This is a genomic window from Prochlorococcus sp. MIT 0916 (assembly GCF_047305155.1).
In the GTDB taxonomy this organism is placed as follows: Bacteria; Cyanobacteriota; Cyanobacteriia; order PCC-6307; family Cyanobiaceae; genus Prochlorococcus_B.
On the sequence record NZ_CP138980.1, the window covers coordinates 1,412,836 to 1,431,474 of the forward strand.

17 protein-coding genes and 1 tRNA gene are annotated in these 18,639 nt (G+C 35.0%); 11 read left to right on the plus strand and 7 right to left on the minus strand.

Features of this window, described 5'->3' with window-relative positions:
- The first annotated feature begins 43 nt into the window (after positions 1 to 43).
- Genes SIB53_RS07380 through SIB53_RS07390 form a run of 3 tightly spaced genes read left to right on the plus strand, consistent with a single transcriptional unit; the run spans position 44 to position 3,034 of the window.
- Complete coding sequence (locus SIB53_RS07380; RefSeq protein WP_413677606.1) at positions 44 to 739, plus strand: hypothetical protein; 696 nt, start codon at positions 44 to 46, stop codon at positions 737 to 739.
- 53 nt (positions 740 to 792) lie between these two features.
- Positions 793 to 2,118, plus strand: coding sequence for an O-acetylhomoserine aminocarboxypropyltransferase/cysteine synthase family protein (locus SIB53_RS07385; protein WP_413679135.1), 1,326 nt, complete (start codon positions 793 to 795; stop codon positions 2,116 to 2,118).
- Between the two features lie 22 nt (positions 2,119 to 2,140).
- Positions 2,141 to 3,034 carry a homoserine O-succinyltransferase gene (locus tag SIB53_RS07390; protein ID WP_413677607.1) on the plus strand — a complete coding sequence of 298 codons (894 nt, stop codon included), beginning with the start codon at positions 2,141 to 2,143 and terminating at the stop codon, positions 3,032 to 3,034.
- Between the two features lie 47 nt (positions 3,035 to 3,081).
- Here SIB53_RS07390 and SIB53_RS07395 read toward each other — a convergent pair whose 3' ends face one another.
- Positions 3,082 to 4,350 (minus strand): FAD-binding protein, encoded by a 1,269-nt coding sequence (locus SIB53_RS07395; RefSeq protein WP_413679136.1) that lies wholly within the window; start codon positions 4,348 to 4,350, stop codon positions 3,082 to 3,084.
- Positions 4,351 to 4,435: 85 nt separating this feature from the next.
- Between SIB53_RS07395 and SIB53_RS07400 the strand changes: the two genes are divergently transcribed.
- Both SIB53_RS07400 and SIB53_RS07405 read left to right on the plus strand, forming a co-directional pair.
- Positions 4,436 to 5,431, plus strand: a complete 996-nt coding sequence (locus SIB53_RS07400) for a sirohydrochlorin chelatase (protein WP_413679137.1) — start codon at positions 4,436 to 4,438, stop codon at positions 5,429 to 5,431.
- A gap of 405 nt (positions 5,432 to 5,836) precedes the next feature.
- Positions 5,837 to 6,106 carry a DUF2811 domain-containing protein gene (locus SIB53_RS07405; RefSeq protein WP_413677608.1) on the plus strand — a complete coding sequence of 90 codons (270 nt, stop codon included), beginning with the start codon at positions 5,837 to 5,839 and terminating at the stop codon, positions 6,104 to 6,106.
- Here the strand turns inward: SIB53_RS07405 and SIB53_RS07410 are convergent.
- Positions 6,096 to 7,739, minus strand: coding sequence for a GMC oxidoreductase (locus tag SIB53_RS07410; protein ID WP_413677609.1), 1,644 nt, complete (start codon positions 7,737 to 7,739; stop codon positions 6,096 to 6,098). The genes SIB53_RS07405 and SIB53_RS07410 overlap by 11 nt on opposite strands.
- Before the next feature lie 339 nt (positions 7,740 to 8,078).
- Here SIB53_RS07410 and SIB53_RS07415 point away from each other — a divergent pair, with 339 nt between their 5' ends.
- Both SIB53_RS07415 and SIB53_RS07420 read left to right on the plus strand, forming a co-directional pair.
- Positions 8,079 to 8,549, plus strand: a complete 471-nt coding sequence (locus SIB53_RS07415) for a pentapeptide repeat-containing protein (protein ID WP_413677610.1) — start codon at positions 8,079 to 8,081, stop codon at positions 8,547 to 8,549.
- 8 nt (positions 8,550 to 8,557) lie between these two features.
- Positions 8,558 to 10,654 carry a hypothetical protein gene (locus SIB53_RS07420; protein WP_413677611.1) on the plus strand — a complete coding sequence of 699 codons (2,097 nt, stop codon included), beginning with the start codon at positions 8,558 to 8,560 and terminating at the stop codon, positions 10,652 to 10,654.
- A 35-nt stretch (positions 10,655 to 10,689) separates the two neighbouring features.
- Here SIB53_RS07420 and SIB53_RS07425 read toward each other — a convergent pair whose 3' ends face one another.
- Positions 10,690 to 10,860, minus strand: coding sequence for a hypothetical protein (locus SIB53_RS07425; protein WP_011295219.1), 171 nt, complete (start codon positions 10,858 to 10,860; stop codon positions 10,690 to 10,692).
- Positions 10,861 to 11,194: 334 nt separating this feature from the next.
- Positions 11,195 to 11,281 (minus strand) — tRNA-Ser (locus tag SIB53_RS07430).
- A 202-nt stretch (positions 11,282 to 11,483) separates the two neighbouring features.
- On the opposite strand from SIB53_RS07430, the gene SIB53_RS07435 reads away from it, so the two are divergent.
- Positions 11,484 to 11,678 carry a hypothetical protein gene (locus SIB53_RS07435; protein ID WP_413677612.1) on the plus strand — a complete coding sequence of 65 codons (195 nt, stop codon included), beginning with the start codon at positions 11,484 to 11,486 and terminating at the stop codon, positions 11,676 to 11,678.
- Positions 11,679 to 11,729: 51 nt separating this feature from the next.
- On the opposite strand, the gene SIB53_RS07440 is transcribed toward SIB53_RS07435, so the two are convergent.
- Both SIB53_RS07440 and nrdJ read right to left on the minus strand, forming a co-directional pair.
- Entirely contained in the window at positions 11,730 to 11,993 is a 264-nt protein-coding gene (locus SIB53_RS07440; RefSeq protein WP_413677613.1) for an RNA recognition motif-containing protein, read from the minus strand.
- Positions 11,994 to 12,153: 160 nt separating this feature from the next.
- The gene (gene nrdJ / locus SIB53_RS07445; RefSeq protein ID WP_413677614.1) at positions 12,154 to 14,490 is read right to left on the minus strand and encodes a ribonucleoside-triphosphate reductase, adenosylcobalamin-dependent; all 2,337 of its coding nucleotides are present in this window, start codon (positions 14,488 to 14,490) and stop codon (positions 12,154 to 12,156) included.
- Positions 14,491 to 14,603: 113 nt separating this feature from the next.
- Between nrdJ and SIB53_RS07450 the strand changes: the two genes are divergently transcribed.
- The 3 genes from SIB53_RS07450 to SIB53_RS07460 are packed head-to-tail and all read left to right on the plus strand — an operon-like array spanning position 14,604 to position 17,724.
- Positions 14,604 to 15,287: a class I SAM-dependent methyltransferase gene (locus SIB53_RS07450; protein WP_413677615.1), complete on the plus strand. Its 684-nt coding sequence runs from the start codon at positions 14,604 to 14,606 to the stop codon at positions 15,285 to 15,287.
- A gap of 36 nt (positions 15,288 to 15,323) precedes the next feature.
- Positions 15,324 to 16,979, plus strand: coding sequence for a peptide chain release factor 3 (locus tag SIB53_RS07455; protein ID WP_413677616.1), 1,656 nt, complete (start codon positions 15,324 to 15,326; stop codon positions 16,977 to 16,979).
- Between the two features lie 55 nt (positions 16,980 to 17,034).
- A complete protein-coding gene (locus tag SIB53_RS07460) occupies positions 17,035 to 17,724 on the plus strand; it encodes a CPP1-like family protein (protein WP_413677617.1) in 690 nt (229 codons plus the stop codon).
- Positions 17,725 to 17,728: 4 nt separating this feature from the next.
- On the opposite strand, the gene hslO is transcribed toward SIB53_RS07460, so the two are convergent.
- Positions 17,729 to 18,628, minus strand: a complete 900-nt coding sequence (gene hslO / locus SIB53_RS07465) for an Hsp33 family molecular chaperone HslO (RefSeq protein ID WP_413677618.1) — start codon at positions 18,626 to 18,628, stop codon at positions 17,729 to 17,731.
- Positions 18,629 to 18,639 lie beyond the last annotated feature (11 nt).

Here is an 18,639-nt window from a genome sequence, read left to right on the forward strand (position 1 = left end):
ACCCAACTTGTCACTAAAGTAAAATTGATATTTATTTTTTCTTGTGGCAAAGGAATTAACTCATAGGGCCGAAGAGCTTAAACAATTAGGTTGGAATCAGGAAGATTTGTACAAATATATTGAATTATGGGATTACAGGCAAAGGTGGGGCTCTGTAAATTTAGAGAGAGAAGATAGGTTGTTTTTAAGAAAGGCAGAATCTTTGTTGCCTGAAATTTCTAAAAACAAAGTTTCAGTTAAGAAACCTCTCAAGGAAAAGTCATATTATTGCTGGATTCAGTTTTTTCTGAATGAAATGAATGATTTTGAGTTAAATGCAAATTTAGACGAAGGTATGAGAGGGATTTGGCCTATTTTTCTAGAGGAGGAACTTCGTGTAATTGATTACTTTGAACCAGTCCTAGGCTTACCGGATACGATAAAAGCTAAATTAATTGGTCCAATTAGAGAGGATTTAGTCAAAACAGCTTTGGAAATCTATAAAGAATCACTTATTACAAAGCAATTTGATTTCCATGGGGCTTTGGCTAATGCCAAATCAAGGGGCGAAAACTCTAGTTGGCGATCTCTTAGAGATGGTGACTATGAAAGCAATAAAGACTATCAAATAATTGCTAAAGCAAACGTTCTGGAATTTCGTAAAACAGTCAATGAAAAGCTTTTATCATTTATAAAAGACAATTTACCTTCTCTAGCTAAGTCTGATAAATCTTTACCTCCTAATGATTGGATAAATTAAGTAGCCAATTCTCAACTTATGTGGCTAAAAAGAAAATAGAGATAATTAATTCTTTGACTTCCCAACGTTTTGAAACTCTTCAATTGCATGCAGGTCAAGTACCAGACCCTGTTACCAATTCTAGGGCGGTTCCTATATATCAAACAAGTTCATATATTTTTAACGATGTAGATCATGGAGCGAATTTATTTGGTTTGAAGGAATTTGGGAATATTTATACCCGCTTGATGAATCCTACAACGGATGTTTTTGAAAAAAGAATTGCGGCACTTGAAGGAGGAGTAGCCGCTTTAGCTACAGCATCAGGACAATCTGCACAATTCATTGCTATTACAAACTTCCTTACTGCGGGAGATAGCTTTGTATCAACATCGTTCTTGTATGGTGGCAGCTATAACCAATTTAAAGTTCAATTTCCACGTTTAGGAATCAATGTCAAGTTTGCTGATGGTGATGATGCAGAAAGTTTTGAAAAACAAATTGATTCATCTACAAAAGCAATTTATGTTGAGTCCATGGGAAATCCTAGATTTAACATCCCTGATTTTGAGGGACTATCGAAATTAGCTAAATCTAGAAATATCCCTTTAATTGTTGACAACACTCTAGGCGCTGCTGGAGCTTTAATTCGTCCAATTGAACATGGCGCAGATGTAGTTGTGCAAAGTGCTACAAAATGGATAGGAGGTCATGGCACTAGTCTTGGAGGTGTGATTGTTGATGCAGGAACTTTTGATTGGGGAAATGGAAAATATCCTTTAATGAGTCAACCCAGCGCGGCTTATCATGGTTTAGTTCATTGGGATGCTTTTGGATTTGGGAGTGATATTTGTGGAATGCTTGGAGTCCCTGTAGATCGAAATATTGCTTTTGCTCTAAGAGCTAGGTTAGAGGGGCTTCGAGATTGGGGGCCTGCAATTAGTCCATTTAATTCATTTTTATTACTTCAAGGATTAGAAACTTTAAGTTTAAGAATAGAAAGACATTGTTCTAATGCTCTTTCATTGGCTAAGTGGTTAGACGATCATTCAAAAGTTGATAATGTTAGTTACCCAGGATTACCATCGGATAATTATCATTCAAGAGCCTCTTCTTATATGACCAAGAGAGGAAAAGGTTCTATGTTGATTTTTTCTCTAAAAGGTGGCTTTGATGATGCTGTTATGTTTATAAACTCATTGAAACTTTCGAGTCATCTAGCAAATGTAGGCGATGCAAAAACATTAGTAATTCATCCTGCTTCAACTACTCATCAACAATTATCTCCTGAAGAACAGTTGTCCGCAGGTGTCACTCCGACTATGGTAAGAGTGTCTGTTGGTATAGAACATATTGATGATATTTTAGAGGATTTTGACCAGGCCCTTAATTTAATTTAATTTACTAAGGAGGTGTGTAGATATGGCTTTAATACTTCCTCGTAGTTATCATAAAATTTCATCAATTGAAAAAAATCACATATCATGGATTGAGCCTGAGTTAGCAGAAAGACAGGATATTAGACCTCTTAGGATTGGGATATTGAATATTATGCCTTTGGGAAAACAATATGAATTTAATTTATTACACCCGTTAGGACTTTCTCCTCTGCAAATAGAACCTATATGGATAAGATTAAAATCCCATTCATACAGAACTTGGGATCTAGAACATTTAAAAAACTTATATGTTTATTGGGAGGATGCGATGTCTCCAACTCCTCTAGATGGGTTGATTATTACCGGAGCGCCTGTGGAGCATCTCTCGTTTGAAGAAGTTAATTATTGGCAGGAATTAGTAAATCTAATTGAGGAAGCAAAATTAAAATGTGCAAGTACCCTAGGATTGTGTTGGGCTGGCTTTGCAATGGCATATATGGCTGGGGTTGAGAAAAATAATTTTAATAAAAAGCTTTTTGGTGTATATCCAATGAGGAGTCTTGTTCCTAGTCATTCGTTAATGGGAACCCAGGATGATGAGTTTTTCTGTCCTCAGAGTAGGCATGCTGGTTTGCCTGATATTGAAATGGAAAAGGCTGAAAGGAAAGGCAAGCTAAGATTATTGGCTCATGGGAAAAAAGTAGGTTATACAATTTTTGAAACTCCTGATCAAAGACAATTAATGCATTTAGGACATCCAGAATATAATGTTGATAGATTGAAATCTGAGATGGAAAGAGATAAGAAAAGAGGCGACGTACCTCCTCCAGAAAATTTTGATTTGACCAAATTAAACACTTCATGGCGATCACATAGAAACTTATTATTTCAACAATGGTTGTGGTTCTGCTATCAACGTGTGAGCCTAAGTGTTTAACTTTCTTAGATTTATAACGATTCGGGTTTGAGGGTAAAAATCTTTGACTATTTTAAAGGGGGCATTACATTTCTTGGATCATGAATGGCTTTGATTTCTTGTAATTTTGGAAGCCAATCTTTGAATGCTGATGATAATTCTTTTTCATGCCATCCTAAATGTGGATGTGTTTGCGCAAGATGCACACCAGGGCATATAAATTCTAGATTATTCCAACACTCTTTCATCCATTCAATGGATCTTTTTCTCTTTGATTGGTCGAAGGCTTCCCAAGCACCATTAATCCAAGGTTTCCAGATCGCATCGCGATGAATAAATGAAGTTTCATGATCATTTAAATGTGTTACTCCTCCTAGTTGTTGAGAAGCTATATAGCAACTTTTGTTAGGTCTTTTATTTATTAATTTTTTCAGATTTTTTAATACTTTTATATTCTTGTCTTGCCAAGCAGGACCCAGCAAACCAAGAACTTCGGAATGGTTTGAGTTGTTGTTTTTGTTATTTCCTAAGTGTAAGTTTGGTAATGAGTTCATATCGGAGAATTTATTAATGACTTTATTTCGCAAGAATGGTAATCTTTCCAATAAATTAATCAATATATGTTCATCATCGGTGTTTTTAACTTCACCAATTGCATGAGCAAAGATATTTTCTCCATATATCCATTGAAAGCTAAGTGAGTTAGGCCAACTTTCGGCTTGATTAATACATTCAGATAGCTGAGAAAATGAAAGGTTTGCTGTCCAACTTAATAGCGGTCTTAATGGCTGAGTCTTTAACTTTACTTTTGTAATTATGCCAAGAAATATAGCGGCTCCACAAAGGGCTTTCCATTCAAAAGTTGATTCTATTTTTGTATTGGGTCGTAATAAATGAAATTCTTTTCCATTTCCCCAAAAACCTTTAATCTCCATTATTTGGTCTATGGCTAATCCTTTGCTTCTACTAAGTGGACTTATTCCACCTGTCAAGATATATCCCATTCCTGTCTTTCCAGAAAGACCAATTGGAAAACTTCTTTTATGTTTTTTTAAAAAAGAAGTTAACTCTCCCATCGTTACCCCAGCTTCAATTTCTACGTGCTGTTTTTCTAAGTCAAAAGATATATTTTGGTAGTTTTTTCTTAGGTCTAAAATCCAATGCTGATCTGCGGCGGCTCTGCTAGTGGTTCCACCACTAGATACTAAAAATGGTATGGAGGTTGGTTTGGAGGATTTTAGTGATTGAAGAAATTCTGAGTTGATACTTTCAAAAACTCCAAGGACATTACTATCATTGGAATTCTGATTTGGAAGTGAGATTGAATTTTTAATAATTTGCTCCTTTTTCTATAATAAATTTCTTAAGTTGATATTTTATAAAACTATATTCAATTAAAGTAGATTATTGGTTAAAAGCGTTTTGATTTCTTTGGCATCAATCAATAATAAAAATCCATCTAATATTGGAATTGTTCTATGTGGACATGGGAGTAGAGATCCTCAAGCAGTAGAGGAGTTTATTAATGTTGTCGATAAAATAAAATCTAGAATACCTAATATTCCAGTTAAATTTGGATTCCTAGAATTTAATCGACCAATAATCAGTGAGGCATTAGATCAACTTAAAAATATGGGAGTGGAGAGAGTAATTGCTTTGCCGGCTATGTTATTTGCTGCGGGACATACTAAAAATGATATTCCTGCTGTTTTGAATAAATACTCTGCTGAAAATGGACTTCCCATTCAATATGGTAGGGAGCTTGGCATAAATTCTTTAATGATTGGAGCAGCAGGTGCAAGAATTCAAGAAATAATTGATAGTAATCCAACATTTCCTAGCTCTGAAACATTACTTGTCGTAGCAGGAAGGGGGTCCTCAGACCCAGATGCAAATTCAAATGTTTGTAAGATTACAAGGATGCTTGTTGAGGGATTTGGTTTTGGATGGGGAGAAACAGTTTTTTCAGGAGTAACATTCCCCCTAGTTGACCCTGGCTTGAGACATGCTCTTAAATTAGGTTTTAAAAGGGTAATTCTCTTACCTTATTTTCTTTTCTCTGGTGTTTTAGTTAATCGTGTTAGAGATCATTCGATGATAGTTGCAACTGATAATCCTGATGTTCAATTTTTAAACGCAAGTTACTTATCAGACCAAGATTTGGTTATTGATACTTTTATAGAAAGAATTCAAGAGGTTTTTAATGGAGAGAATTTTATGAATTGTGCTTTATGTAAATATCGCTCTAATTTACTAGGCTTTGAAAGTGAGGTTGGACATGAACAGATCAGTAACCATGATCATGTAGAAGGTTGCCTAGACAGTTTTCCAGAAAATAAAGTGCATAATCACTCTCATGAACATTTTCCTTATCCACATGCAGAGCATCCTTTAGGACCTGTCACGCTTCGCTCTTAAAATACGAGCCAAATCTAAAAAAATTAGGTTTAAATTAAAGAATCATTTGTCTCTTTCTTGCTTGGGACGCAAGGGACTCAGTATTTATACATTTTTTTAATGTTTAGTTTCGGCTCTTTTCCCCAAGTGATTTCCACAGCTAGTGAACAGTTTTCCACTAAAAAAGGCTAAAACCCTAGTTTTCGTGAAGTACTTGTGGGATTCTATAGATATTTTAATAGTAATTTACACTTAGATACCTTAGGCGGATAAAACCATTTCATTTGTGCCGTCTCCTTAAGAAGTCTTGGTATGAGATGAGTCTACGGTAGTCTCGTTTTTTTGGTATAGCTTTTCTTTATCTTTGACGTTTCATTGAAAATTTAAGATCCTTATCTCGTAGATAGCGAACTTTTAAAAAAAGAAATGGAGTTTAATCAAATTGAGAGTCGTGTTGATGAAATAAAAAATGATGAGGCTAGATGTTGTGAAAATGACTTGGCCCTAATGTCTATATCTCTTGAAGCTGAGGTACCTGAAGCTCTTTACGTAGGAATGAAGGATTTTATAAGTGGAAACACGAATTGGGATCAATCTAAGCTTATTAGCTCAGCTATTGCAAATTTTCTTTTTCAAAATGGTTCTGATGATAGGGCTGTTACTGAGAAATATTTAAATGATATTTTTAATCTTTAAAGTCAATAATTGCCTTTTCGCAAGCTCTTTTAGTTATTGCCATCATTGTTAAGGTTGGGCTTTGCCAAGAAGAAGTTGGCCAGCAAGCTCCATCAACTACCAATACGTTGCGGCATTCCCATAGACGATTCCAACTGTCCAAAACACTTTTTTCCTTATCATTTCCCATTGGTGCTCCTCCTACTTCATGTATGTAATACCCAGGGGGTGGAGCATCGTTTTTAGTAGCAACTGATTTATTTAAAATTTGTTTGGTGAATGGAATATTTAGTATTTCACTCACTGGAACAATATTTCCATTTCCAGAATTGATGATTAGTTCAATCATTCTGTTCATTTCTGTGACCATTCTCTTTTCATTTTCACGCCAAACTATTGATACGTGAGGAATAGCCATATCATATAAGTCTGTTTTTTTTGAGAGAGAAACAGTGTTTTTGTTATTTGGGAGTACCTCTCCATGACCGATAAGGAATCCAGTTTTTGTATCTTTATATTTTTTTAAAACATCTGGTGGTTCAAATCTATCGATTCCTCCCCAGATTCCATATCCTCCGACAAAGTTATTTTTAGTTGATTGGTCTCTACCAATAGGGATAAAAAAGCTACCAGCACCTGTTAAAAGATTAGTATTATTTTTATTTGAATAATCAGTCAAATTCTTATCGAATGGGACAGTAAAAAACCTACAGGTTGAGATATGATCCATTAAATTCTTTCCCAGAGAATGGGAGGGATCAATTAGACCATTTGAATTATTGCTTTCTTCGGAACTTAATAAAATTCTAATCGTATGGATTGTTGACGAACATAATATGATTAATTTAGCTTCTAGTTCACTTCTTTCTCCGTTCTTTTGGTTTATCAAGATAACACTTTTCGCAGACTTTCTGTCATTATTCAATACTAATTTCTCTACAATATGGTCTGAAAGTAATTCTACTTTCCCCGATCTATAGGCTTCCTCTAACGTGCTTCCTAAACTACTATATCTAGGCCATTTCTTTTTATCTTTATTAGCTCCAAAACCTCTAGAATGTATAAATGGAACATTTAATTTTTCTTTTACATTGGAGGCGAATCTTTCTTCACTTTTTGTGAATGGAAGTTTGCCAATATATTCACCATTAGGTAGTTGATCGAGATCATCTTTGTTGCCATATATCTTTAGAAAATTCTCTATTTCTGAATAATGTGACTCAAGATCTTTATAACTAATAGGCCATTCAAGGTTGTATTCTTTATCTTTTGATGCTTCAAAATCTTCGTTGGATAATCTTAAGGTTATTCCTCCCCAAGTAAGGCTCCTTCCTCCAACTTGATTTCCTTGCGTCCACATGAATGGAGCTTGTGGAGGGTGGGTGTAAGGATTTACTTTTTTGTTTGCGTATAGTAAGGGATTTGATTTCCAGAAACCTGGATGTTGGGGTTGATTTTGATACTTCCCAGTCGTTATTCCAGCCAGTCTCCGAATCATATTGCAAGGCTCTGTTCCGTTTGCCTGGTTGATTTTCAGCTCAGGACCTCTTTCGATTACTAATACTCTTACACCTGCCTTGGCCATTGTTAGAGCGGCCATCCCTCCGGTTGCGCCGGAGCCAACAATTATGACTTCATATGGCTTTTCAATCATTTCTAGGAACTTGTTTGTTTTTGAGATTGGTTGATTTTAGGAATGAATTTTTTAATATATAAAATATATATTAATTCATAGAGGGTATTCTTAGGTAGTAAGAAAATTTGATTAATTTATATTGTTTTTGCTTTCTCTAATAAAGATTTATGATTAAATATTTTGTATTACATTATATTTGTATAAAGTAATTAAATAATTTAGTTACTTTGATTTGTTTATTGTGATTTAAGAGCGTTTATAGCAGTAGTTTTTCAGTTGTAATATATATTAAATTAATTATTTAACTTTTATACCCTTTTGAATTAAAATATAATGATTGGTAGTTATTAGGAACTTATGTTTGGAAGTCTTCTTGTTTTTTTAAGCTCGGTTTTATTTTTCTTTTATTCTCTGCCAACTTATGCTGCTTTGGACTATGGGAAGCAAACCTTGATAGGTGCCGATTTTTCAAACACAGATTTAAAAGGTGCGACTTTCTATTTAAGTGATCTTCAAGATGCTGATTTTTCAGGCAGTGATCTTCAAGGAGCTAGCTTTTTTGATGCAAAGCTTGAAAACGCTAATTTAAGTAATACAAATATGAGAGATGTAACAATGGATGCGGCAATACTTAACGGAGCAAACCTTTCAAATAGCATATTAGAAGGTGCTTTTGCTTATAATGCTAAGTTTGAAAATGTTATAATTCAGGGTGCTGATTTTACTGATGTATTAATAGCAAATGATGTTAAAAGCAAGTTATGTATTATCGCAGATGGTATAAATAGTGTTACTAATAAAAAAACAACTGAGACATTGGATTGTTAGTAAATAGTATGCCTATTAGGAAAAATATTAATTACTCTAAATATATTTTTTGGATTTCAGTTTTATTTGTATGGATTATATCTACCTTGGCAGATCGTTTTTGGTGGAATTCTTATAGCACTACTCCTTCTTGGGATCAGGCTGACTATCTAAATAGTGCACTTGATCATGCCCGTGCACTTTCTTTTTTGGGGGGAAATGGGGCAGCAGACTTTAGTTCTTTCCTAGATAAATCTCCAAAGATTCCTCCTTTGGCTTCAATAATCAATGGAGCAGTAATGGCTTTCGCTGGTGAGGCTCCTCATGAAGCTGCATGGTCCTTAAGTCTTTGGAACGGGTTTTTGATCTTTAATATCGCTTCATGGGGACTTTATCTTAGAGGAAAAAATTTTGCTCTGCTTGGGGTTGTAATTAGTGCATTTTCTCCTTTCTTATTTCATCTAAGAACTGATTATGTATTGGAGTTACCTTTAATCTCCGCTATTACATTTTATTTGTTTCATCTTGGAAGATGGAGCGATAAATCAATTGGAGGTAAATGGATTCAATTGATAATCGCTTCTTTTGCATGCGCCTTCTCTTTGTTGATTAAGCAGAGTTCTCTATTAGTTATAATACCTTCTTTGTTATTTATTTTTATTCTTTCTCTTAAAAGAGATAAACAATTTAGATTACAACTTTTATGCTTACTTATTATTAATCTTCTAATGATCTTACCTTGGTTTTATCACAATTGGATAATGATATTAAGTGGCACTTATAGAGCTGTTTTTGAATCAGCAGCGAAAGAAGGTGATCCCTCCATTTTTGGATTTAAAAGTGTTTTGTGGTACTTCCCGTTTTTAGATAATCAGTTTGGAAGGGTTACTTTTCTTTCTGGATTATCAGGAATGATATTAGCCTTATTAAGCTATATAAGATCTTTTAGAACTTCAATAAAATTAGTGGATATTTTCAATAAAAATAATTATAAATGGACATGGATTTATTTTAATCTAATAACATGTTGGACTTTTACAACCTTCATACCTAATAAGGATGAGAGATATATTGCATGTACGATCCCCTTAATTATTTTACTATTAGCCCTTGGATTATCTAATTGGAGTGATTGGCTAAATACTTTTTTAAAATTCAAACATTATTATTTACTATTGATTCCTCCTATAAGCTTTTTGTTTTCCAATTCTTTTAACAAGTTTAACACTTTAGATAATAATTCAAATATATATTATCCTGTTAGGGACATTATATCGATAGTCAAATCTGATCAGACTTTCGATGAAAAGGAAACAGTTATTGTTGTACCTAGTACACCTGAAATTAATCAGCATAATGTAAGTTATTTCGGGAAAATGCAAGATGGAAATATTTTAGGTAGACAACTTGGGCAATCTCTTTTGCATATAGAACCTGTTCTTAAATATTCTAATTGGGTTGTTTTGGCTGAAGGAGATCAAGGCTCAGTTTCAAGTAATTCAATAGTTCTCGATAATGCGATTAGAGATAGTTCTCTTTTTATGATGGTACGAGAATTTCCTAGAGAAAAAGAAGGAAGCTATTCTTTATGGAAGCGAAGAACAATTTCACTTAAGCAAAATGAATTTCATAATAGATTTATTGAATTAGCAAATGGAATGGAGCGAGGTCCATTAGGTATTAAGTTGATTTTTGATGAGATAGAAATAGAACATATGCTTGATGGGCATTTTAAATATCAAAGTATAGTTAGAGATAAGGCCTTATCCAAAATAAGTTCAGACCCCGAAAATATTGAATCTTTATGGTCTCTAGCACTTCTGAAGATACTATCGAATAGACCTTCAGAAGCAGATATTTATCTAAGAAACTTAGAAATTTTGTTGTCTAATAATCCTTGGCCAAGTGCTTATAGAACTATCGTTAACCTTTCGACTTGGAATCCATGGAAGGCATCCTCGATAGCAGATAGAGCTCATAAGAGGAATCCACATTATTTTCTAAAAAGTTTGGGCGACACTAGTGCAATTTTTCGAGGTGCTTTTTGGCGCTTGAAGTCAGCTTCAAATAGTGTTCCCAATGCAATAAAAAATATTGATGAAGTTTTAAAACCGATAGGAAAATAGAAGTTTAATGTAAATTCAATCTCTACTTGCAGGATTTAAAGTTGATCTCTTTCAAATGTTTTTGTTATCTCTTTTAGAAATTCAACTATTTGGATATTTGTATACCCAAGTTCAGTTCTAAGCCCTTTGCATGAAGAGGTAATCTCTTTCCAAATGTCAGCTCTTACAATTGCTTCTCTGTCTTTTAAGTAACGCTCTTCTTTCATTTTGAGTATGTTAAATAATTTATGGGTTCCTGAGCTTTTAAGAAAAACAATCAATTAAATCTTCAAGATTTACTAGTTTGATTTGATTGATATCAGATCAGTATCTTAAAATCTAAAAAACACCTATTACGACTTTACCTTAACGAAAAAACATAATAATCATGAGAATTATGGCATTATTTTAGGTATCAAATATTTGGTTTACTTATCTTAGTAGGCAGAAAAATAAATCATTTTTAAGATTCTTTGATTGATTTACCTAATATTTTGGCTTGTTTACCATAAAGTAGAGGCAAAAATATAACTAAATACTTCCAGTCTCCCCGATAAAGAACGGAGAGTGGGGGATTCGAACCCCCGATGGAGTTGCCCCCATGCTAGTTTTCAAGACTAGAGCCATAAACCACTCGACCAACTCTCCACTTAAAATTTTACCCTATTATCTTCTGAGATCTTAAAAAAAATTGCTTAAACACCAAATTCATCCCTATTTGCAATTAACTCAGTTTCTAAAAGAATTAATTTTAGACCTCTAAAAATTTCAGAACCTATAGATTCTCCCTATGCATAATTATCAATGAGATTATTTGTGCAATAATTTCAGACATTGGTAAATCACATTCATGGCAAGCAACAAGAGCCCACAATCTCGTTTCCTTGGAGACCTTCCTATGGAGGGGGGGATTACTCAAAAAGAGAAATATCGTTATGTAGCTCATTTGATGTTTTTTATTGGATGCGCACTGTTCTCTTTTGGAATTTGGGCTCTCTCCGGCTTTACTGCTTCAAGCGGGGCAACAGGACCATTCCCTTTCTAAAATGAGAGGAATATAGAATTGATTTTAGATTAGTAGATCTAAAATAAAAGGTTATTGAACAGACAACTTATTTATAGTATTTTCTCTATCTTCAATAAGTGTAAGGAGCCATTTTGATCCTAAAGCTCTAGATATACTCCTGTTTTTTAGAAGTTCACAAATTCTTTTATATAGTTTTTCTGATTCAATATTGGAATTGAACCATTTTTCGAATTTCAAAATTTCATCTGGGTTTTTACAAGCTCTCAGTTGATCTATAAGTGCATCATTAGTACTTGCTCCACTTATATTTAATGGTTTATTTGTCGTAGTCATTTGAATTTTATGGACACAAGGTCTATTTAATATTTAGCTAAATTTTCTAATTTGGACAATTATTTTTAAAACTTCTTTGAAAAAGTAAACTTTTTTATTAATTAACTAACTTCTTTCAGCTTTTAGAAAAATACCCGCACTAAAGATTTAATTACTGATCTTAAGATGGTTTAGCAAGCGGGAGTAAGCATTTATCAGAATCGCATCCTGCTGGTCCTGCTTCAGTAAGCTCACCTTGATCATATCGACTTAGAGCATCAAAGAAATCACAATTATCTCTTCTTTTTATGACCTCCGATTGCAATTTTGTGTAGCAGTCTTCGTCAATAGGTTCAAAAGGAAGTCTAGGGAAGGTTGCATTTGCATCAAACCTTGCTAGCAAGGCAGCTGAAATATAGCCTCCATTTTCATTAATTGAGCTATACAGAGCTTTAGCTAAACCCTCTATCTCATTTTCTCTGAATTCAATTGTCGCAGAGGTATTATGGTCTGTGTAGTTTGCCTGAACTTGCATATAAAAATCAAATTGTGCAAGAGCTGAGAAGTTATTGATATCTATTTCATCTGCACCAGGTATGTTTGCCCAACTCACTTCAGTCGGGATTTCAACTAGCCACTCGGTACATTTTGGATCAAATGGATTGTCTAGTAGTTTTCCATTTTCATCTTTATCTGACTGAGAAGGAACGATTGTGTATCCATAATCCATACAAGCTAATGCGACTGGATCGTTCTTTCTAAAAGTAATTCTTCTAATAAAACGCTGAGCTTTTGGGGGATGCCAGCCTGGAGAAGCTCCTGTCAGAAGACTTTTCGTACCTGCAGGTTGAACTGTTGTACAACGACTTGGACGGCGAATATTATGTTTGTCACAATAATCAAATACTGTGTCGTTGACGACCTTCCTCCATCGACTCAAGAAAGTAGCTTCTTTGAGTTTAAAATCCTTTCCTTCTTCTGTCTCAGGCCGTCCGGCTTCCCACCATTTTAACCATGTAGTCCCAAAGGCATGAACAAAAAAGTCAAAAAGTCCTGTGAAGCTGACCCCAACAATAGGATCCCATTCGCGACTTTTTCTGTATCGTTCTACTTCGAATCTATGATTAAGGAGGCAAGCGACTGACAAAGCTGCTGCTTTGAAAGCATCTTCTTGTTGATTTATGTCTAATGGATCAATTTGATTAAGATGGATTTCTGCAAGATTACAGTGAAAATCTGAACCTAGAATCTCTCCGCAAGGATTAAGACCATATCTACTGAGTCTGTGAAAAAGTTCTTTATCATCAAATGGACCGTAATTTGATTGAATCCATTTAGATGCTTCTTCTTTCCCTTGGTCGCAATAGATATCTATAAATTCATTCCTGAGTTCTATTGTTGAAAGTATGTCAGCGTTTGAGCGGGCAATTGCTTCTGGTGCAAATTGGATGGCTCCCTCACCTGAATGAAATTGTTTAGTCACTGCATCAACAAGAACTTCTAATTCAGGCTTGGTGTGGTAAACACGAGTATGGTTGGCCATTCTTAATGCATCCTTCTCTGGGTCAATACTCCAATTACCATCAGAGTCTTGCTTCCATAAATTTTCTTTAGCGCCAGCGGCTTCTAAATCTTGCGCAGAAAATTGTCGCATACCTGCACTTCTTCTGATGTTGCCAGCAACGATTGTGACTGCAGCTTCGTCGATGAGTAGACAACATTCAATTGAAGTTAGTTTTCTTCCTACTGCTTTGTTTAAAAGATTTGTTACTCGAGGATATAAATCTTTGAGTTTTACAGGGTTCGCCATGCCTCCGAATCCTTTAAGTGATTCACCTGCGGGCCTTACGTCTTTTAAATCAATAGACACATTAATAACATTAGAATTAAAACTATTGTCACTGCTTAATTCAAGGATTTTTTGATAGCTGTCAACCCATCCACGTCTACTATCCCCTACTTTTATCAGTACATTATTATCTTGAATAGAAAATGTAGTCTTTTCATTTCTTTCTTCAGATGGGGTTAATCCAATATCTGAAACTTTTTCAATATTGATTGTATTTGTAACCTCTGGTAGTTGATCAATCAAATGAGGTTCAATTATTGCACCCGTTCCGCAACCCATCATGGCTAAATCCATCATAAGTCCAAAGGCTTGCCAATCAACAAGATTTGTTGAGGTGCAATTGTATGCTCCAGAAAAATTCTTCTCTTTTTCAATCCATTCTGTTCCGCCTATCCAAAGCCATCTACCTGAGGGAAGAGCTTTTTTCTCATGTTGCATTCTTTGCATTAAATTTATTTCTGCTTCGTTTAAGCCCCCAAGCTTCTTTAGACCATCCAAGTTTCTTTTATTAACTTGTTCCCAGCTTTCACGACCGGCTGGAAGTTTCCTACTATAGGTTCTGTAAAAGACAGGATTAGCTGCAGGTGCAGTTATTGGAAAATCAGTCGTAACATTTTTTTTACCCGATGCTGAATTATTGGTTTCGGGCTGGCTTGTTGCGATTGTCAAAATCTTTGTATCCCTTTAGATAAGTTCTACAGTAACGCCATGTATAGCGTTAGCAAGTTTTTTTAACACCATCTACAGGGCTCCGAAGAAAAAACAAATTTTTTCTTTTAGTGATGAAGAGAACACCTGAACCAGAGCTCATGCAAATCCCTTCGCAGGTAAGGGCTTATGCGGATGCGGATTTCTCAAGGAGTGATTCTATGGTGGCTAAATCCCTTGAAAAATATTTAAAAAAATTAGGAAGAACTCTTAATAAAGCTGATTTAATTTTTGACATGGCATGTGGCCCAGGAAATATTGCCGAGAGAATTGCCAAGAATTGGCCCTTAGTAAATGTTGTAGGAATTGATGGCTCAAAAGAAATGTTGAATGAAGCAGAAAAGAAACTTTCCGAAAATCTTACTGAGAATCTTTCTTATCAATTGATTGACATTAATTCAATAGCCACAGGTGAAATACATTTTCCTTCTAAAGCTGATGTCCTAGTCAGTAATAGTGCCTTGCATCATTTCCATGATCCATATAAGTTTTGGGGTGCATTAAAAAAACTCGGTAAAACCAAGTGTATTCATATTCATCGTGATTTAATAAGGCCTACTTCTTTAAAAAAAGCATTTGAGATAAAAGAAAAACATCTCTCAAATTCTCCAGAAATTCTAAAAAAGGATTTTTATGCATCTCTCAAGGCATCATTTACAGTTGATGAAGTAATTCAACAGCTAGTTGATGCAGGCTTATCTCAATTAGAGGTTTTTCAAGTTGATGAGCTTTATTTTGAGATTATTGGGTGTATTTAATCTTTTCCCTGAACAATTGAACAACCAAAAACAATAATGAAATCAACTCCCCAAGACAAGACTAAATTAGAAGAAGAATTAACTGTATCTTTAAGTACAGAGGTTGGTAAAAGAAGAAATTTTGCTATTATTTCACATCCTGATGCAGGTAAAACTACTTTAACAGAAAAACTTTTACTTTATGGCGGAGCTATTCAACAAGCAGGAGCAGTAAAAGCGAGAGGAGAACAGAGAAAAGTTACTTCTGACTGGATGGAGCTTGAAAAACAAAGAGGCATATCAATTACATCAACTGTTTTACAATTTGCTTATAAAGATAAGACCATTAATTTATTAGATACTCCCGGTCACCAAGACTTCTCGGAAGATACCTATAGGACACTTGCCGCTGCTGATAATGCTGTAATGCTTGAGGACGCTGCGAAAGGTCTTGAACCTCAGACAAGAAAGCTTTTTGAGGTTTGCAGAATGCGTCAAATACCAATTTTTACATTCATCAACAAGATGGATAGGCCTGGTCAAGAACCGTTGGAATTATTAGATGAGATAGAGTCTGAATTGGGATTGTCAACCTTTGCAGTCAATTGGCCAATAGGAAGTGGTGAGCTTTTTAGAGGTGTTGTTGAGCGCGCAACCAAAGAAGTTGTTTTGTTTTCTAGAGCGGAAAGAGGGAAGCAATCTAGTGAAATACGTTTAAAAATTGATGATCCGGAACTTAAAAATTTAGTAGAAGAAGAACTATTGACAAAAGCACTTGAAGAGATTGAGATCCTGGATGAGGCTGGTTGTGAATTAAATCAAGAATTAATCTTATCTGGCGAATTAACTCCTGTGTTTTTTGGATCTGCAATGACGAACTTCGGGGTTAGACCATTTTTAGATAATTTTCTGGATCTATCTCAGGGACCCGTTGCTCGAAATAGCTTCGATGGCCCAATAGTTCCTACAAGAGAATCATTTAGTGGATTTGTATTTAAATTACAAGCAAATATGGATCCAAAACATAGAGATAGAGTTGCTTTCGTGCGTGTATGTAGTGGGAGGTTTAAAAAAGATATGACAGTTCAACACGCTAGGACGGGTAAACAAATCAGGCTCTCAAGGCCCCAAAAGATTTTTGGACAAGATAGAGCCGTTGTTGATGATGCTTACCCTGGGGATGTTATTGGTTTGAATAATCCAGGGATGTTTTCGATTGGAGATACATTATTTATTGGACCTAGAGTTGAATTTGAGGGGATTCCATGTTTTAGCCCCGAGATATTTAGCTGGTTAAGAAATCCAAATCCTTCAGCTTTTAAGAACTTTAGAAAAGGTGTCAATGAATTAAGAGAGGAAGGAGCAGTCCAAATTCTTTACGATAAAGATCAAAGTAAAAGAGATCCAATTTTGGCCGCAGTTGGTCAGCTTCAACTTGAGGTAGTACAACATCGACTTGCTAGCGAATATGGAGTGGAAACCAGGCTTGAACCAATGGGTTATCAAGTCGCTAGATGGGTAAAAGGGGGTTGGCCGGCTTTAGAAGAGGTTGGTAGAATTTTTAATTGTAAAACGGTTCAGGATGCTTGGCTTAGACCAGTATTGCTTTTTAAAAATGAATGGAATCTAAATCAGTTAAAGGAGGATCATCCTGAAATGGAATTAAACTCAGTTGCTCCAGTTGTCAGTGGTGTTGATCCTGTTTCTCTTTAAAGTAGATTAATATCTAATTAATAAAGATAGTTCATAAATCTTTCTTTAAAAATCTATGGATTCTGGTACTAATTCACAATCAAATTCAAACTCACAAGATCCATATTTGATACTTGGAATAAATGAGGGTGCAAGTTTTGATGCTATTCAAGAAGCAAGGGACAAAAAGTTAATTGAGGCTGGAGATGACCAAATCACTAAAGCAAAATTAGAAGCTGCTTATGATTCATTACTAATGGTAAGTCTTAAGTCAAGACAACTTGGTAATGCAAGTAACGAGGCAATAACTGCATCAAAGAAAGAAAATGAAGCAAAGAAAGTTGGTGAAATAGGACCTAGTTCTCTTCTCACTAGGTTGAAAAATTTAAATCTTCCTAAATACGAGGCATCAAAATCTAATTTCTTACCAAGCTTAGAGTTGCCCTCTGGACAAGAATTGAATTTAAGGATTTCTCTTGGATTATTGGCTTTTTTACTTGTTTTAATTGTGCCTTCTGAAAGTGTTGAATTAATACTCTCATTCTCAACAATAGGCTTATTCGTTAGTCAGTCACGTAGAGGTAGGCCTTTCTTTTCCTCTATCCTCTGGTGCATTCTTCTTCTTAGTATAGGACTTCTATTTGGTGCATTACTTTTAGGTGGGGCCCAATCATTTATTGATAACGCTGGATCATTGTCGACAGACAAATTTGAGGCGATACCCGCAGTATTTTTACTCTGGTTAGGAGTGGTTTTCTTTGATTAATCCCTCAATCGATTAAAGATATCAATTCATCCTCGTTAATAAGATAAACATTTTTGCAGAATTGACATGTTAGTTCTGCTTTCCCATCCTCCTTTATCATTTCCTGAAGTTCTTTTTTTCCCAATATCTTCAATGCTGATAGGCTTCTTTCTCTTGAGCATCTACATTTAAAACGAACTTCTTGAGATGTGGTAATAATATCTGAATGTGATTGATCAAGATCAGGAAAAATTTCTTCAATTAGAGAAATAAGGTTACCCCCTTTTTTGTTTAATAACTCACTAAAAGAGTTAATTTCTTTACATCGATCTTCAAGTAGGGCTATCAATGAATAGTCTCGTTCTGCTTTAGGTAGTATTTGTGCTAATAGTCCTCCGCTACAAACTATTCCATCCTGATTAATTCTTTCTCCAACAAACACAGCTGATGGAGTTTGTTCAGAATGTAATAAATAGGAAGCTATGTCTTCCCCTATACCTCCATTAATTAATTCAACTGTGCTGTTGTGTGGCTCACCTTTCCCATCATCTCTAATAACGTGAAGATAGCCAATACCTGTTGCTTTTTTAAAATCAAATGTATAGTTATTGCTTTTATTTTTAATTAGGTCTAATTCAAGACTTGGATCGCCAACATAACCTCTCACACTTCCATCTCTACCCGCATCAATAGTTAATCCTTTTAGTGGTCCATTTGAGCTTACCCTCAAAGTTACCCTTCCATGATTTACTTTCATTGAGCTTGCAAGCAAGAGGCTTGCACTCATGGCCCTACCTACAATTGCAGAAGTTAAATATGAAAGAGAATGTCTTTCTTTTGCTTCTTTTGTTGATTCTGTTGTTGATACGGCAACTAGCCTGATCCCTCCTTTCGCAGCAGTAGCTCTAACTAGTAAATCTGTCATTGATTAGTTGA

Coding starts and splice junctions, on each gene's coding strand:
- SIB53_RS07390 (WP_413677607.1), top strand. CDS start 2,141: ATGGCTTTAATACTTCCTCGTAGTTATCATAAAATTTCATCAATTGAA.
- SIB53_RS07460 (WP_413677617.1), top strand. CDS start 17,035: ATGGATTCTGGTACTAATTCACAATCAAATTCAAACTCACAAGATCCA.
- hslO (WP_413677618.1), bottom strand. CDS start 18,628: ATGACAGATTTACTAGTTAGAGCTACTGCTGCGAAAGGAGGGATCAGG.
- SIB53_RS07440 (WP_413677613.1), bottom strand. CDS start 11,993: ATGACTACGACAAATAAACCATTAAATATAAGTGGAGCAAGTACTAAT.
- SIB53_RS07455 (WP_413677616.1), top strand. CDS start 15,324: ATGAAATCAACTCCCCAAGACAAGACTAAATTAGAAGAAGAATTAACT.
- SIB53_RS07405 (WP_413677608.1), top strand. CDS start 5,837: ATGGAGTTTAATCAAATTGAGAGTCGTGTTGATGAAATAAAAAATGAT.
- SIB53_RS07415 (WP_413677610.1), top strand. CDS start 8,079: ATGTTTGGAAGTCTTCTTGTTTTTTTAAGCTCGGTTTTATTTTTCTTT.
- SIB53_RS07420 (WP_413677611.1), top strand. CDS start 8,558: ATGCCTATTAGGAAAAATATTAATTACTCTAAATATATTTTTTGGATT.
- SIB53_RS07450 (WP_413677615.1), top strand. CDS start 14,604: ATGAAGAGAACACCTGAACCAGAGCTCATGCAAATCCCTTCGCAGGTA.
- SIB53_RS07435 (WP_413677612.1), top strand. CDS start 11,484: ATGGCAAGCAACAAGAGCCCACAATCTCGTTTCCTTGGAGACCTTCCT.
- SIB53_RS07425 (WP_011295219.1), bottom strand. CDS start 10,860: ATGAAAGAAGAGCGTTACTTAAAAGACAGAGAAGCAATTGTAAGAGCT.
- SIB53_RS07410 (WP_413677609.1), bottom strand. CDS start 7,739: ATGATTGAAAAGCCATATGAAGTCATAATTGTTGGCTCCGGCGCAACC.